14 protein-coding genes are annotated in these 14,893 nt (G+C 67.8%); 12 read left to right on the top strand and 2 right to left on the bottom strand.

The window, feature by feature from the left end:
• The first annotated feature begins 14 nt into the window (after positions 1–14).
• The 7 genes from ID554_RS01590 (at position 15) to ID554_RS01560 (ending at position 8,600) form a co-directional block, all read left to right on the top strand.
• Positions 15–1,592, top strand: coding sequence for an anchored repeat ABC transporter, substrate-binding protein (locus tag ID554_RS01590; RefSeq protein ID WP_223884400.1), 1,578 nt, complete (start codon positions 15–17; stop codon positions 1,590–1,592).
• Positions 1,593–1,620: 28 nt separating this feature from the next.
• Positions 1,621–2,541: a choice-of-anchor M domain-containing protein gene (locus ID554_RS01585; RefSeq protein ID WP_117230498.1), complete on the top strand. Its 921-nt coding sequence runs from the start codon at positions 1,621–1,623 to the stop codon at positions 2,539–2,541.
• Positions 2,538–3,281, top strand: a complete 744-nt coding sequence (locus tag ID554_RS01580) for an anchored repeat-type ABC transporter ATP-binding subunit (RefSeq protein WP_117230499.1) — start codon at positions 2,538–2,540, stop codon at positions 3,279–3,281. Before ID554_RS01585 ends, ID554_RS01580 begins: the two co-directional genes overlap by 4 nt.
• On the top strand, positions 3,281–4,201 hold the full coding sequence (locus ID554_RS01575) for an anchored repeat-type ABC transporter permease subunit (protein ID WP_117230500.1): 921 nt from the start codon (positions 3,281–3,283) through the stop codon (positions 4,199–4,201). The genes ID554_RS01580 and ID554_RS01575 overlap by 1 nt, the downstream gene beginning before the upstream one ends.
• 91 nt (positions 4,202–4,292) lie before the next feature.
• Positions 4,293–5,759: a choice-of-anchor M domain-containing protein gene (locus ID554_RS01570; RefSeq protein WP_117230501.1), complete on the top strand. Its 1,467-nt coding sequence runs from the start codon at positions 4,293–4,295 to the stop codon at positions 5,757–5,759.
• A gap of 82 nt (positions 5,760–5,841) precedes the next feature.
• Positions 5,842–6,963, top strand: coding sequence for a WxL protein peptidoglycan domain-containing protein (locus tag ID554_RS01565; protein ID WP_117230502.1), 1,122 nt, complete (start codon positions 5,842–5,844; stop codon positions 6,961–6,963).
• On the top strand, positions 6,960–8,600 hold the full coding sequence (locus ID554_RS01560) for a TIGR03773 family transporter-associated surface protein (RefSeq protein ID WP_117230503.1): 1,641 nt from the start codon (positions 6,960–6,962) through the stop codon (positions 8,598–8,600). Before ID554_RS01565 ends, ID554_RS01560 begins: the two co-directional genes overlap by 4 nt.
• Positions 8,601–8,688: 88 nt before the next feature.
• On the opposite strand, the gene ID554_RS01555 is transcribed toward ID554_RS01560, so the two are convergent.
• Positions 8,689–9,729 (bottom strand): LacI family DNA-binding transcriptional regulator, encoded by a 1,041-nt coding sequence (locus tag ID554_RS01555; RefSeq protein ID WP_117230504.1) that lies wholly within the window; start codon positions 9,727–9,729, stop codon positions 8,689–8,691.
• Positions 9,730–10,058: 329 nt separating this feature from the next.
• On the opposite strand from ID554_RS01555, the gene ID554_RS01550 reads away from it, so the two are divergent.
• Positions 10,059–10,292 (top strand): hypothetical protein, encoded by a 234-nt coding sequence (locus ID554_RS01550; protein WP_117230505.1) that lies wholly within the window; start codon positions 10,059–10,061, stop codon positions 10,290–10,292.
• A gap of 140 nt (positions 10,293–10,432) precedes the next feature.
• On the top strand, positions 10,433–11,590 hold the full coding sequence (locus ID554_RS01545; protein WP_117230052.1) for an ISAs1 family transposase: 1,158 nt from the start codon (positions 10,433–10,435) through the stop codon (positions 11,588–11,590).
• Positions 11,591–11,611: 21 nt separating this feature from the next.
• Here the strand turns inward: ID554_RS01545 and ID554_RS01540 are convergent, their stop codons facing one another.
• Complete coding sequence (locus tag ID554_RS01540) at positions 11,612–12,505, bottom strand: IS982 family transposase (RefSeq protein ID WP_191088568.1); 894 nt, start codon at positions 12,503–12,505, stop codon at positions 11,612–11,614.
• 86 nt (positions 12,506–12,591) lie between these two features.
• On the opposite strand from ID554_RS01540, the gene ID554_RS31230 reads away from it, so the two are divergent.
• Genes ID554_RS31230 through ID554_RS01530 form a run of 3 tightly spaced genes read left to right on the top strand, consistent with a single transcriptional unit; the run spans position 12,592 to position 14,875 of the window.
• Positions 12,592–13,689 carry an ABC transporter substrate-binding protein gene (locus tag ID554_RS31230; RefSeq protein ID WP_117231388.1) on the top strand — a complete coding sequence of 366 codons (1,098 nt, stop codon included), beginning with the start codon at positions 12,592–12,594 and terminating at the stop codon, positions 13,687–13,689.
• A 50-nt stretch (positions 13,690–13,739) separates the two neighbouring features.
• The gene (locus ID554_RS01535; protein WP_223884399.1) at positions 13,740–14,636 is read left to right on the top strand and encodes a carbohydrate ABC transporter permease; all 897 of its coding nucleotides are present in this window, start codon (positions 13,740–13,742) and stop codon (positions 14,634–14,636) included.
• On the top strand, positions 14,633–14,875 hold the full coding sequence (locus ID554_RS01530; protein WP_147333661.1) for an ABC transporter permease family protein: 243 nt from the start codon (positions 14,633–14,635) through the stop codon (positions 14,873–14,875). The genes ID554_RS01535 and ID554_RS01530 overlap by 4 nt, the downstream gene beginning before the upstream one ends.
• Positions 14,876–14,893 lie beyond the last annotated feature (18 nt).

Genomic DNA, 14,893 nt, shown 5'->3' with positions numbered 1-14,893 from the left:
TGGGAGGGGGAACAGTGCGAATCGCGCGTTTGCTGGTCGGGCCCGTCCTGCTGGCCGTCGGTCTGGTCGGGTGTGCCCCGGTCGAGGTACTCAGCGACCGCGACGGGCGCGTCCAGGTGGTGACGACCACCGGCATCCTGCGGGACCTGGCACGCAACGTGGGCGGCGACCGGGTCGTGGTCAGCTCCCTGGTGCCCGACGGCGCTGACCCGCACTCGTACGAACCGTCCCTGCGGGACGTGCGTAACGTCGTCTACGCCGATGTCGCCTTCAGTAACTACATGCTGCTGGAAGAGCACGCCATCATCAAGGCGCTCGACGCCAACCTGCCCGAAGGCGTACCGAACGTCGCGCTGGCCGAAGGCGCGGTCAAGTACGCGGCCGAGATCATCCCGTTGGTCGAGGACGTCGCGCTGGACACGATCTGGCTCGGCATGCGGGTACGCGGTACCGGTGCCGACCACGGCGCCAACCGCTCCTCGGACGTTCTCCTGAGCGCCACTGCCGTGGACGGGCCCGGCGTGATGGCCGCCTACCTGACGGAGTCGTTCGGGCAGCCGACCTTCTATCTCAACTCGGCGGACGGCTTCGACGCGACCAACGGGTACCGGGACGACACCGCCACCCTGCCACCGGACGCACACACGCACATGAGCTGGGCGTTCTCCGAGCCCGGCGTCTACCGGCTCACCATGCGGGCACACCTGGCGGTGACCCCCGACACCCGGCCGGTGCCACTCGGCGAGCAGACCTTCACCTTTGCCGTCGGAGTCGACCCGCATGACGTTCCTGGCATGACCGACGCAGTGGTCCTGCGTGGCGGGCACGCCGACCTGACCGTCGACCTGGACGCCGTCACGCGCGGCGAGTCCGCCCTCTACCTGCTCGACGACCCGCACGGCAGTGCCGAGGGTGAACAGCAGGTCCTCGATCCGGCGCGGACCGTCATCGAGGTGCCGAACAAGGCGCTCGCCCAGGTACCGGCCAATCGGGCGTTCCGATTTCTCGGTCGGCCCGGAACGCAGATCCACCAACTTCCGCAGGCGGTGCTCGGCAAACACGTCCACGGTGAGATCGATCCACACCTGTGGCAGAACGTCCGCAACGCCATCTCCTACGTGGAACTGATCCGGGACACCCTGATCGGTGTGGACCCGGCCGGCGCGGCGCAGTACCGGGACAACGCCACCGCCTACATCGCGGAGCTGGAGGCGCTCGACACGTACGTGCGGGACAACATCGCACAGATCCCGCCCAACCGCCGGCATCTGATCACCACCCACGACGCGTTCGGTTATCTCGGCGCCGCGTACGACGTGCAGATCTCCGGATTCGTCACACCACACCCGGCCGCCGAGCCGAGCCTCGCCGATCGTCGCCGGCTCACCGAGACGATCCGCAACCTCCGTGTCCCGGCGGTGTTCCTGGAACCCAACCTCCGGGCCCGCTCGTCGACCTTGACCGAGGTGGCCAGGTCACTCGACGTGCAGGTCTGCGAGATCTACGGCGACACCTTCGACGGCCGGGTCACCACCTACATCCAAATGATGCGCTTCAACGCCGAGTCGCTGCGAGACTGTCTGGCGACATAGGGAGGTACATGTGAAAGCCCTCCGTCTGATGACGGTGGTTCCGACGATTCTGCTGGCCTTGGTCGGGCCGGCCAGTGGCGCATCGGCGGCTCAGCCCGCGTCGCCGGACCCGGCGCTGGACCAGTCGATCGCCCCCGAACAACCGATCGCCGCCGGTCCGGCGGTGATCCCCGCCGGCCACGTCGACATCGGACCGCGCTACGTCGAGGGGGAGTGGACCCTCCTCATCCACGACGACGCGGCCGAACCCGTCTGGCGGGACCCGGACCAGACCGTGTTGCAGGTCACCGACGCGGCGCTGCAGACGGTTCCGGACGATCCGGCGTACGAGTTCCTCGGTGTCGCCGCCGGTACACGGGTGCACGTGGTGCCGCAGGTGCAGCAGAGCGATGTCGTGTGGGTGGGCTGGAACACCCAGGACCCCGAGGTGATGCGAACCATCGATCGAGGGGTGACCTTCGAACTCGCCGGGGTCGAGGGCCCCGGTGCCCTGACCATGTACGTCCAGGCGGGCACGTTCAACGCACCGCAGGTCCTGTGGCGTTCCACGGAACCGATGGGTCAACCGATGTGGGTGGAGGTCAACACCCACACGCACGCCAACTGGGTGTTCACCGAGCCCGGTGTCTACCTGGTCGCGGTACGCATCACCGCCGACCTGATCAGCGGCGAGCAGGCCTCCGCAGTCCGACACCTGCGGTTCGCCGTCGGTGACGCGACGAGCACGGACACGGCGCTGGCCGCCGAACCCAGCAGCGTCGAGCCGGCGGCGCCGGCAGCGGAGGAGGGCGATGACCAGGACGCAGGCGGTTCACGGCAAGGGCTGGTCCTCGTCGGCCTGGCGGTGACCACGGCGGTTCTGGCGGTCGCACTGGTCGTGGTGGTCCTGCGTGGCCGTTCGGCCCGTCGCCGCGCCGAACGCGAACGGACGCCGGGAGCGGCGGCGTGAACGCCCTTGAAGTAGAGGACCTCGATGTCGACCTCGGTGGCCGACCGGTGCTGCGCGGGGTCCGGCTGCAGGTCGGTCCCGGTGAGTTGGTGGGGCTGATCGGCCCCAACGGTGCCGGCAAGACGACGCTGCTGCGCTCGGTCCTCGCCCTTATCAGACCCCGGTCCGGGCGAGTGCTGGTCGCGGGTGTCCCGAGCCGCCCGGGCCGTACGGCAGTCGGGTACGTGCCGCAGCGGCACGAGTTCGCCTGGGACTTCCCGATCTCGGTCGAGCAGACCGTCCTCACCGGTCGTACCGGCAGGATCGGCCTGCTGCGCCGCCCCGGGGTCGCCGACTGGCGGGCGGCCGCCGACGCCATCGAGCGGGTACGCCTCGGCGACCTGCGCCGGCGGCCGGTCGGCGAACTCTCCGGCGGGCAGCGACAACGGGTGCTGGTGGCGCGGGCGCTCGCGCTGGAGCCGGAACTGCTCCTGCTCGACGAACCGTTCACCGGACTGGACCTGCCCACCCAGGAGTTGCTCGGCGACCTGTTCACGGGGCTCGCGGCGGAAGGACGAGCGTTGCTGATGACTACTCATGACCTGGTCGGCGCCATCTCGTCGTGCACCCGGCTGGTCCTGCTCAACCAGCGGATCATCGCGGAGGGCGCCCCGGCGGACCTGCGTGATCCACAGGTGTGGATGCGCACCTTCGGGGTCAGCGACCGGTCGCCGCTGCTGCGGATCGTCCAGGCCAGCTGATGCCGATCACCGAGTTCATCGCCGACCTGTTCAACCCCGATCTGGCGTTCCTGCCCAAGGCTCTGGCGATCGCGGTGATGTCCAGCGTGGTCTGCGGCGTCATCGGCTGTTACGTGGTGCTGCGCGGGATGGCGTTCATCGGCGACGCGGTCGCCCATGCGGTCTTCCCCGGTCTGGCGGTCGCCTTCGTGTTGCAGGGCAGCCTGGTCCTGGGCGGGGCGGTCGCGGGGATCGTGACCGCACTGCTGATCGCCGTGTTCGCCCAGCACCGTCGGGTCAAGGAGGACTCCCTGATCGGTGTGTTCTTCGTGGCCGCGTTCGCCCTCGGCATCGTGATCATCTCGCGGGCACCCGGCTACGCCGGGTCGCTGCAACAGTTCCTCTTCGGCTCGATCACCGGCATCCCGGACCGCGATCTATACACGGTCGGGTTCACCGGCCTGGGGATCCTCGCGGTGGTGTTCCTGCTGCACAAGGAGCTGGTCGCGGTCAGCCTGGACCGGGAGATGGCCCGCTCGATCGGGCTGCCGGTGTTCTGGCTGGACATCGCGTTGTACGTGCTGGTCACGCTCGCCGTGGTGATCTCGTTGCAGACCATCGGGAACATCCTGGTGCTCGCCCTGCTGATCACACCTGCCGCCGCGGCCAGGCTGCTGACCGACAGGCTGGCACTGATGATGCTGCTCGCCCCGCTGATAGGTGGCGGATCGGCGCTGGTGGGCCTCTACCTGTCGTGGAGCTACGACCTTCCGGTCGGCGGCACCATCGTGCTGGTCGCGACCGCCGTGTTCCTGCTGGCCTGGCTGTTCGCACCGCGACACGGGCTGTTGTCCCGACGGTGGCGCGACTGGCGTGGTGGGACCGTGACGGCGGGTGTCACCGGTGGACCGGTGGCGACACCCGAAGGGGCGATGCGATAATGAAAATGAGTTCCGTTACCATGTTCTCGGACCACTGCTACGTCAACCAACCTTGCGTCCTCATCGAGTGGGACGCGGACAGGGAGGAAAGATGAGAACACCAGGTGCCCGCGGCCTCGCGGCCCTGATCGGTGGGGCGGTGATCGCGGCTGGCGTGGCGCTCGCACCGCCCGCCGCCAGCGCCGCGGAGAAGGTGGTGTTGAGCAAGGGCCACACCGACGCGGTCGACGTCCACTACGCCGACGGGGAACTGTCCCTGAAGGTGCACGATGACACCGTCAACCCATCGGTGACCCGGGACCCGGCGGACGTGATCTTCCAGGTGTTGCCCGAGGCGGCGATGCCGGTCCCGGACGACCCGCGCTTCGCCTTCCTCGGATCTCCGGGATCCCAGATCTGGCTGCTGCCGCTCACCCAGGACCCGGACCTGCTCTGGCCGGGGTGGAACACCACGACTCTCGGTGCCGGCCTGTTCACCGGCGACAAGGTCAAGCTCAGCCTTGTGGACGTTGCCGGCCCCGGTGCCGTCTCGGTGTTCTCCCAGGACACCTTCGGTAACCCGCTGATCAGGTTCCGCAGCGACGACGGCCTGCCGGACGCCATCGACGTGCCCATCCGTACCCACGTGCACGCCAACTGGGCCTTCAGCGCCGAGGGCGCGTACACGTTGACCTTCCAGGCCGACGCGACGCGTACCGACGGCACGCCGATCAGCACCGGACCGATCCCGTACTCCTTCGTCGTCGGGGAACTCACCAACGACGACCCGCTGACCACCCTCTCCATCAGCGGAATGGCCGACGAGTACCAGCAGGGCGACACCGTTACCCTGCGCGCGGTGCAGACGCCGCAGACCGAGCTGGACCACTACCACTGGTTCAGCCGGTGCCCTGGCTCCGACACCTTCGCGGTCATCCCGGGCGAGGCCGGACCCACTTACACCTTCACCGCAACGCGGGAGCTGAACGCCTGCGAATACCAGGTGCGGCTCTACGGCGACAACCACGAGGTAGTCGCTACGAGCGACACGGTGTCGCTCGATGTCGCCGCCCCGCCGACGGGTACCGGAGCGTCGCAGACGATCACCGCTTCGATCGACCCCAACCAGGGGGCACTGGTGATCAGCGTCGACCCGAACGACAGGGCCGTCGTCCTGACGCCGGCGCAGCTTTCCCCCGCGGGTGACCGTTGGGAGAGCACGGGCTCCCTGCGACCTGTGACCGTCACCGACACCCGTAACGGCACGCCCGGCTGGAGCGCCTCCGGACAGCTGCCGGAGGACTTCACCAGTCCGGACGGCGCCACCTTCGGCGCCGGTCACCTGGGCTGGACGCCTCAGGTGGTCGACCAGTCCGCCAACCAGGGCGTGGTCGCCGGACCGACGGTCGAGCCGGCCGTCGGCGCCGACGGTGGCCTCGGTAGCAGCGCCGTGCTCGGCTCTGCCCCGGACGGTGCCGGCCGGGGTACCGCCACCCTCTCGGCGGGCCTGCGGCTGCACCTGCCGACCGAGACCGCCTCCGGAACCTACACCGCAACGCTCACCCTGACCGCTATCTGATCCGCGTACCACCTGTGACGGGCCGGGCGAAGCCGCACGTGTTTGCCCGGCCCGTCACACCACCCCTGAACGGACATTCCGAATGCGTACGCCCGCCATCCTCGCCGTCGTGCTCGCCCTCGCGGCCGGAACAGTTCTCGGCGCCACTCCCGGTTCGGCTACCGCTGCGGAGTCGCTCACCTGGGGGGTGGCTCCGTCCAACCCCGACGGCCCCGACGGTCGGTCGAGTTTTGAGTACAAGCTCGACCCGGGAGCCACGCTCACCGACCGTGTAGCGATCACGAACCACTCGAATCGCCCGGTCACGCTCGACGTGTACGCCAGCGATGCGTTCACCACCCAGCAGGGCGGGTTCGACCTGCTGGCGGCCAGTGAGAAGCCGGTCGACGTCGGATCCTGGATCACCTTCCAGAACCGTACCGTCACGGTGCCGTCGACATCCCGGCTGACCGTGCCGTTCACCCTCGCTGTCCCGGCGAACGCGACTCCCGGTGACCATCCCGGTGGCATCGTCGCCTCGCTCGCTGCGACGGGCGCCGATGGCCAGGGCAATCAGGTCGCCGTGCACCATCGCGTCGGCACGCGGGTGCACCTGCGGGTCACCGGGGAGCTCGATCCGGCCCTCAACGTCGAGAACGTGACTGTGAACCACGACGGTAGCTGGAACCCGCTGCGAGGTGGGACGGTCACCGCCGAGGTGACCGTCCGGAACACCGGCAACGTACGGCTGACCGGACAACCGGAGCTGACTGTCACCGGCCCGTTCGGGCTGGCCGGACGCGTCGAGACCGGCGAGCGGTTGCCGGAGATCCTGCCCGGGGACAGTTACCGCACCAGTATCCGCCTCGATGGAGTGCCGCCGCTGTTCCGGCTCCAGGCCACGCTCACCGTTGCACCGGAGGCCGTCACGGACGAGGTGCTCGACCCCGCACCCCGTACCGTGACCCACCGAGTCGGTCTCTGGGCGCCGCCCTGGCCCCACCTGGTGATTCTACTGCTGCTCGGGGCCGCAATCTGGTTGACGGTCGTACGCCGTCGGCACCGCCAGCGGCGAACGGCACAGGAGTTGGAACGCGCCGTTGCCGCGGCCCGTGCCGAAGCCCGCGCCGAGAGGGCAGCGAGTGACTCCGGTGCCGCCGAACCTGCTGATGCCGGCTCCGACCGTCCGGAGACGTCGAATGACACACAAGGAGTAGCGAAATGACCGCCGTAACTCGGTCAGGAGTGCGCGCCACCGGACGCCGGGCCGCCGCCTTTGTGGCCGCGCTGGCGTTGGCCGGACTCGCGATCGCACCGATGCCCGCCGCAGCGGCGCCCGACGCCGCCGCGAATCCCACCGAGGTCCGTCCGGCCGGCGCCGACCTCGTCTCCGTCGCACTCGACGACGGCGACCTCGAACTGCGGATGCGCGAAGCGCACTTTCCCCGGGCGACGACACGCTCCGACACCACGAAAGATCCCTCCACTGTGGTGATCGGGCCGCAGGACGGCAGGGCGGTGCGGGTGCCCGACCATCCTGCCTTCCGGTTCCTTGGCGAGCCGGGACGCGGGATGTGGGCACTGACCGCCGGGGACACCGACTTCTCGTATGTGGACACGACCGGAGTGCGTCGCGGCGCGGTCCAGGGCGACACCGTCGAGCTGTCGGTGGCCGCGGTCGAGGGGCCGGGGGACTTCGCAGCCTACACACTCGGCGGTCTCGGTGCACCGAGTCCGGTCTTTGGCACCGTTGAGGGTATGCCGCGCGGCAGCAAGGTGCCCGCGGCGACCCGGACCGGCGGGCTGGTCTGGCTCTTCGCTGCTGCCGGTGACTACCAGGTCACCGTGGCTGCTACGGCGACCACCACCAACGGCGAGGAAGTGAGCACCGATGCCGTCTACCGGGTTCAGGTACCACCGTTCGAGGCGCCAAAGGCCGCTCCCGCTGCCGCGCCCGCGCCGGCATCCACGCCGCTTGCAGCCAGGGCGTTGCCGGCCCCCGAAGCAGCACAGAACGGGCAGCCATCCACATCTCTGAGGGCAGCCCCGCAGGTAGCGCCGAACCAGAGCGCGACCCCTCCGGCGCCGGAGGCCCGTACCGCCAACTCCGGACGGGTGGTCATCGACGACGGGCACGTCGACATGGGACCACAGCTCGACGGTGACGACCTGACGATCCGGCTCAAGGACGACACGGTCACCCCGATCCAGTGGCGGAACCTCGCCGACGTGGTGCTCCATGCCAAGGACAACGCGAAGACCGAGGTGCCGGCTGGCGCCGACTTCCTCGGATCGCCGGGCGACACGGTGTGGCTGCTGCCACAGGCGCAGCAGGCCGGCGTCGTCTGGCCAGGATGGAACACCCAGCACCCGTCGGTCATCTCAGGGACGCGCGGCGCAGTCAACTGGACGTTCAAGGGAATCACCGGGCCGGGCACGTTCGTCCTCTTCCTCACCGGGTCGTTCGGCTCCTCCGAGGTGCTGTTCAACTCCGCAGACAGCCTGCCCCAGCGGCTCGACATCCCGGCCAACACCCACGCCCACGGCAACTGGGCGTTCAGCGAACCGGGCATCTATCGCCTCGCGTTCGAGATGAGCGCCACCACCACGGCGGGGAAGAAGGTCACCGACACCAAGACGTTGGTCGTGGCGGTCGGTGACTCGACCGACCCGAACACCGGCTTCGGACCTGGCTCCGGTAACGGTGGTGACGACTCCGGCGGCGGCTCGGGTAACGGAAAGCTGCCGCAGACCGGGTCGTCGATACGGCTGCCCGCCTTCGGTCTCGGGCTCGTTGTGGTAGGAGGAACCGTGCTGGCGATGCTCCGCATCCGGCGACGCGACCAGCACCAACTCGGTTAGTACTCCAACCTCGCTCGGTCTCTGCGCCAGGTCGGGTCGCCCGGGGGTTTCGCCCCCGGACGACCCGACCATGCTGTCGTCGTGGCGCTCAGCGCGGCCGGCTCGACGCAACTCGCCCGATGGTGCTGTGGCGTAGCACGAGTCGGTGCGGTGCGCGCAGTTCCATACCGGGGGGTGGCGTACGGCTGGCGATTCGCAGGAGCACGCGCTCAACGGCGGTCGTCGCGATCAATTCCTTGTCGGGGGAGACGGTGCTCACCGGTGGGTTCGCGTAGGCGCCGTCCTCGATGTCGTCGTAGCCGATCACGGCGACGTCCTCGGGCACCCGCAAGCCGCGCTCGGTGAGTGCGTGAATCGCTCCCAGTGCTACGAGGTCGCTGTAACAGAACACGGCGTCAGGCGGCTCCGGTAGGTCGAGCAAATGTCGCATCGCGCCTGCGCCGTCGGCGCGGTTGAACCTGGGGGTTCGGACGATGAGGTCCTCGTGCACGCGTGCGCCCCTTCGCTGGTGCGCCTCGCGGAACCCGCGCGTGCGCAGCTGTGCTGCCTCGCCGGTGGGGTAGGGCTGGTCGCCGATCGCGGCGAGGCGCGTGCGTCCGAGGTCCAGCAGGTGCTCGGTGGCCTGTCGGGACGCCGTGACGTCGTCGATGCCGACGTGGTCGAACGTTCCCTGGCTGACGCGCTCGCCCAGGACCACGAGTGGGAGACGGGGATCGTGGTCGGCCAGGGCCTGCTGGTCGAGGCCGAGTGGACTGAGGATGACGCCATCGAAGAGCAGGCGGCTGCGGCCGTGGTGGATGAGCATCCGCTCGTGGTCGGGGTCGCCGTCGGTCTGGTCGACGAGCACGTTGTAACCCTGTACCCGTGCGGCACGGATGATGCCCTGCAGTAACTCAGAGAAGTAGGGCGTGTCGAGGTAGGGCACGACGACGGCGATCTGCCCGGAGCGGCCCTGTGCGAGGTTGCGCGCCAGGACGTTGGGCCGGTAGCCGAGTTCCTCGACGGCTTGCATGACGCGGGCGCGGGTGTGATCGGTGACGTTGGCATAGCCGTTGACGACATTGGACACTGTCCGGCTGGAGACGCCGGCCAGCTGGGCCACCTCACGTAGGGTGACATCCCGGTGCATCCTGGCCTTCCTCCGTCGTGCCGGAGCCGCGGCGAGTTTCCGGCAGGTTACCTCTTGCCGTCCATCGATGGGCCGGGCATCCTGTTTGCAGCGCTGCAAAGCGACGTTACCAGGGGTGCCAGGGGTGTTCGCAACGGCGGTTCACCTTTGTGTGGCGCAGCGCGGTCAGGCGGAATATGCCGCGATTGAGGTGGCCGGTCGCGGTGTGTCCGCACCGCGACCGGCCTTCGTGACACACACGTCTCGGCTGCGATCCAGCAGCCGATCTCCGATGGAGGAGTCCAGTGAGTGCCAGGAGTTCCAGTCTAGGACGCAGGCCGCTGGCTGCGGTGTTGGCGGCACTCGCCGCCCTGCTGTTGGTGGCGTGCAGCACGAACAGCGGTGACAAGCAGGATGGTCCGGTCACGATCAAGGTGTGGGCGTGGTATCCGGCCTTCCAGGGGGTGGTCGACCTGTTCAACCGCACCCACAGCGACATCCGTATCGAGTGGACCAATGCGGGGACCGGCCAGGACCAGTACACCAAGCTGCAGACGCAGGGCGTTCGCAAGGTAGTGAGATGACCGGATTGCCGATTGTGGGGTAGTCACGCCGGTTCCGGCGGGTACGTGAGAGAGCGCGGCCTTCTGGTGATCATTCAGGTGTCTAGACTGGATGATCGAGGAAGACCGCGCTCGTGGAAGCATCATTGTTGATCGGCGGGTTGTCCGCACGCCTGGGTGGCGTGTCGCCGTTGTCGGAGCGGGACACGCCGGGGTTGCTGCAGGTCCTTGCCGAGGTGCCGGACCCGCGTGATGCCCGGGGTCGGATCTATGCGCTGCCGGGGCTGCTCGCGATGGCGATCGCGGCGGTGCTCTCGGGATCCAGCCGGGTCGTGGAGATCGTCGAGTGGGCTGCGGATCTGCCGGACGCGGTGTGGGACCGTCTCGGCGCGGCCCGCGACGCCTTGACCGGGGCCCGGCGGGTGCCTGATGACGGCACGCTGGGCCGGGTGCTGGCCGGCATCGACGCCGACGCGTTGGATGCCGCGGTGTGTCGCTGGCTGCTCGGCCGGGCCGGTGTGACCGGGCGGGGTCGGCGGGTGATCGCCGTTGACGGCAAGACGCTGCGTGGCAGCGGCCCGGCCGGGTCTCAGGCGCACCTGCTGGCCGCGTTGGACCAGGCCGAGCAGATCGTCCTGGCGCAGATCGACGTTAATGGGAAGACGAATGAGATCAGCCGGTTCCAGCCGTTGCTCGACGGTCTGGACCTGGCCGGGGCGGTCATCACGGCGGACGCGCTGCACACCCAGCGCGAGCATGCCCGCTGGCTGGTCGAGGACAAACACGCCGGATACGTCTTCGTCGTCAAGCGCAATCAGCCACGGCTCTACCGACAGGTCAAGGCCCTGCCCTGGGGGAAGATCCCCGCCCTGGACGCCACCCGTGAGCGCGGGCACGGCCGCTACGACATCCGGGAGTTGCAGGCGGTCACCTGTCTGGGGCCGCTCGCGCTGGACTTCCCACACGCGGCCCAGGCCCTGCGTATCCGGCGCCGCCGACACAACCCGGCCACCGGACGTTGGTCCACCGTCACCGTGTACGCGATCACCAGCCTGACCGCAGCCGCGGCCGGTCCCGCTGACCTGGCCGACTGGCTACGCGGACACTGGGCCATCGAGGTCCTTCACCATATTCGCGACACCACCTACCGCGAGGACGCCAGCCGGCTACGCACAGGCAACGCGCCTCGCGCCCTGGCCACCCTTCGCAACACCGCGATCAGCCTCCTCCGCCTCAACGGCGCCACCTCGATCGCAGCAACCCTGCGCCGAAACAGCCGAGATCCATACCGATCCCTACAAATACTCGGACTCACCTAGACGAGTTGTTCCGAATTGCGGTCAGTGGTCGTAGGCGATCAGTGACCGGGTGACGGGTGCGCCGGTCTTGTTGTTGTGCCAGATCGCCGCGGTCATGGCGAGGAGGCGTTGGGCGACCCGGACGGCCACACCGTCGAAGGTTCGTCCGCCGTGTTGTTCCAGGTCAAGCTGGCCTTTGAGGGTGTCGTTGACCGACTCGATCAACTGGCGGACCTTCTTGAGCATCGGCTCGCCGTAGCGGGCCTTCTCCTTCTTGCGGGACGGGCGCAGCAGTTCGATGCCCTGCTCGGCCAACTGCCGCTCGAATGGCTTGGAGGCGAATCCCTTGTCGCTGATCAGCAGGATCCTGTCGTGCTCTGCCACCACGCCGGCCTCGACGTCCAGCATCGCGGCGAGGACCTCTCGCTCGCCGATCTTCGGGTTCGCGAGGGCCCACAGGATCGGCATCCCGGTCGGGGTGCAGACCAGGTAGAGCCGGAGTCCCCAGAAGAAGCGGGAATGGGAGGCGCAGTAGCCGTATCCGGCCCAGCCGGCGAGGTCTGAGCGCTGGGCGGTGGGGCGGGACATGCCGCACGGGATGGGGGTGGAGTCGACGATCCAGTGGTGGTCGAACCAGAAGTCACTGTCGCGGGCCAGGTCCCGGATGACCTTTTTGATCAGCGGCAGGGCAGCGCGGAGCCGTTTGTTGTAGCCCGGCCGCTGCGGCAGGTAGGGAAACCAGGGGCGCAGGTGGATACGGGCGTAGCGGATCCAGTGCGCCTCAGAGCGGGCACCGAGCAGGACCTGCGCCACCGCGAGGCATACCAGTTCGGAGTCGGTCAGTAGCGGCGGCCGTCCCCGCCACCGGGGGGTGCGGATGCTGTCGTCGATCTTCACGTACAGTGCGGTCAAGAGGGTATCCAGGTCTTGCGTCACACCATGATCTTGGATGCCCTCTCTTCATGCCCAGACATCGACCCCTGACTTCGGAACTACTCGTCTAGAACGGACATACCTCGACCTTGCGAACGCCCTGGCTGCAGACGGCGCTCAAGGCCGGTAAGGGTGCCCCTGACGTGGTGATGCTCGAGTTTCAGGAGCTGCCGACGTTCCAGCTCACCAAGCATCTCGTGGACATGGGTAAGTACGGGGCCAATGACCTCAAGGGAAACTACGTCGACTGGGCGTGGAAACAGGTCAGCAACGGCGACGCCGTCTATGCCATCCCGGTCGACGCCGGCCCGATGGCGATGCTGTATCGGCAGGACATCTTCCAGCAGTACGGGTTGAGCGTGCCGACGACCTGGGCGGAATTCAAGGAACAGGCGCAGAAGTTGAAGGCTGCCGCACCTGACACGTTCATGACCGACTTCGGGGCGAACGACGGCGGGTTCATGACCGGACTGATGTGGCAGGCCGGCGCGCGGCCGTTCGACTACGACGTCGCGAATCCGCAGCACATCAATGTTAGCGTTAACGAGGAGCCCGCCAAACGGGTGATGGCGTACTGGCAGGACATGGTCGACGCCGGTCTGGCCGACACCGCCGCCTACGGAACGACCGACTTCTACAACGGACTGGGTAGCGGGAAGTATGCGACCTATCTGGCGGCGGGGTGGGGTCCCGGCTACCTCGCGAGTGTGGCGAAGACAACCGCGGGCAAGTGGCGGGCAGCGCCGCTCCCGCAGTGGGTCGCCGGGGAGGACGCCCAGGGGGACTGGGGCGGGTCGTCGTTCGCGGTGACTGACCAGACGAAACACCCCGAGCAGGCGACGAAGGTCGCCATGGAGCTCTTCGGGATCAACAAGGACGCGTGGAAGATCGGCATTGACGAGGCATTCCTGTTCCCGACCGCCACGCCGATCCTCGAATGGGACTACTTCCGTACGAAGAGCTACGAGTTCTTCGGTGGCCAGCAGGTCAACGAGGTGTTCGTGCCGGCTTACAACGGCATCGAAGAGTTCGCGTGGAGCCCGTTCAACAGCTACAGCTTCAACCAGTTGACCACTGCCGTGGGCCAGGCGGTGGAGAAGAAGACGTCGTGGCCGGACGCGCTGGACACCGTCCAACAGAACATCACGACATACGCGTCGCAACAGGGCTTCCAGGTAGCCCAGTGATTCGGACCCGACCGGCCTCCGTAGCCGCCACTTCGGCGGCTACGGAGCCCGTGCGCCGCGATGGCGGGCGGCGTTCCGCAGCCAGCAGACGTCGAAACGGCCGGCAATCGGCTGTCGGATGGCTGTTCGTCGCGCCGTTCGCGGTGCTGCTCGTCGTGTTCCTGCTGTTGCCGATGGGCTACGCGGTCAAACTCAGCCTGTACCGCTCTACTCTGCTGGAGGGCGAGGTCTTCGCCGCGGCCGACAACTACCGCCAGGCATTCGGTGACCCCGAGCTACGGTCGGGTGCGGTGCGGGTGCTTGTCTTCGGGCTCGTGCAGACACCGGTGATGATCGGCGTTGCTCTCCTACTGGCCCTGTTGGTCGACGGGGTCGGCTCACGTCTCGGACGGACACTACGGCTGGCGGCCTTCGTGCCGTACGCCGTGCCGGTGGTCATCGGCACGCTGATGTGGGGTTTCCTGTACAGCGAGAACACGGGTCCGCTCCGATTCACCGGAATCGACTTTCTGGCCGGTGGCACCGTCCTGGCCTCGTTGGGCAATCTTGTTACCTGGCAGTGGGCCGGTTACAACATGATCGTGCTGTACGCGGCACTGCAGGGTGTGCCCCGAGAGATCTACGAGTCCGCCAGAATCGACGGTGCGGGAGCGGTACAAGTCGCTGTGCGGATCAAGACACCGATAATCTCTGGAGCCCTGGTGCTCTGCACCGTCTTCACGATCGTCGGCACGCTCCAGTTCTTCACTGAGCCACTCATCCTGCAGCCACTCAACCCGGGAGCGATCACCAATAGCTACACGCCCAACGTCTATGCCTACAACCAGGCGTTCTCGTACCAGCAGTACAACTACTCTGCGGCCATCTCGTTCCTACTCGGCGCGGTGGTCTTCGTGGGTTCCTACATCTTCCTTTTCGCCACGCGGAAAAGGAGTTCGCTGCGATGAGCACCCCGACCGAAAAGGTCATCCAGCGGGCGCGACGCAGCGGTGGCACCGTCGCCGCAAACGCAGTCATGGCCCTGTTCGTCGTCTATTTCCTGCTGCCGTTTTGGTGGCTGCTCGTCGCGGCGACCAAGGACAACGACGGACTGTTCGGCTCGGATCCGCTCTGGTTCGCCGACATGCAACTCCTCCGCAATATGCGCCTGCTATTTGCCCAGGATGACGGCGTTTACCTGCGGTAACTGGATAGGTGCTGGAAC

The organism is Micromonospora craniellae (assembly GCF_014764405.1).
Taxonomy (GTDB): domain Bacteria; phylum Actinomycetota; class Actinomycetes; order Mycobacteriales; family Micromonosporaceae; genus Micromonospora; species Micromonospora craniellae.
The sequence above is the reverse complement of the archived record's forward strand: the minus strand, read 5'-3'. Positions and strand labels throughout refer to the sequence as shown.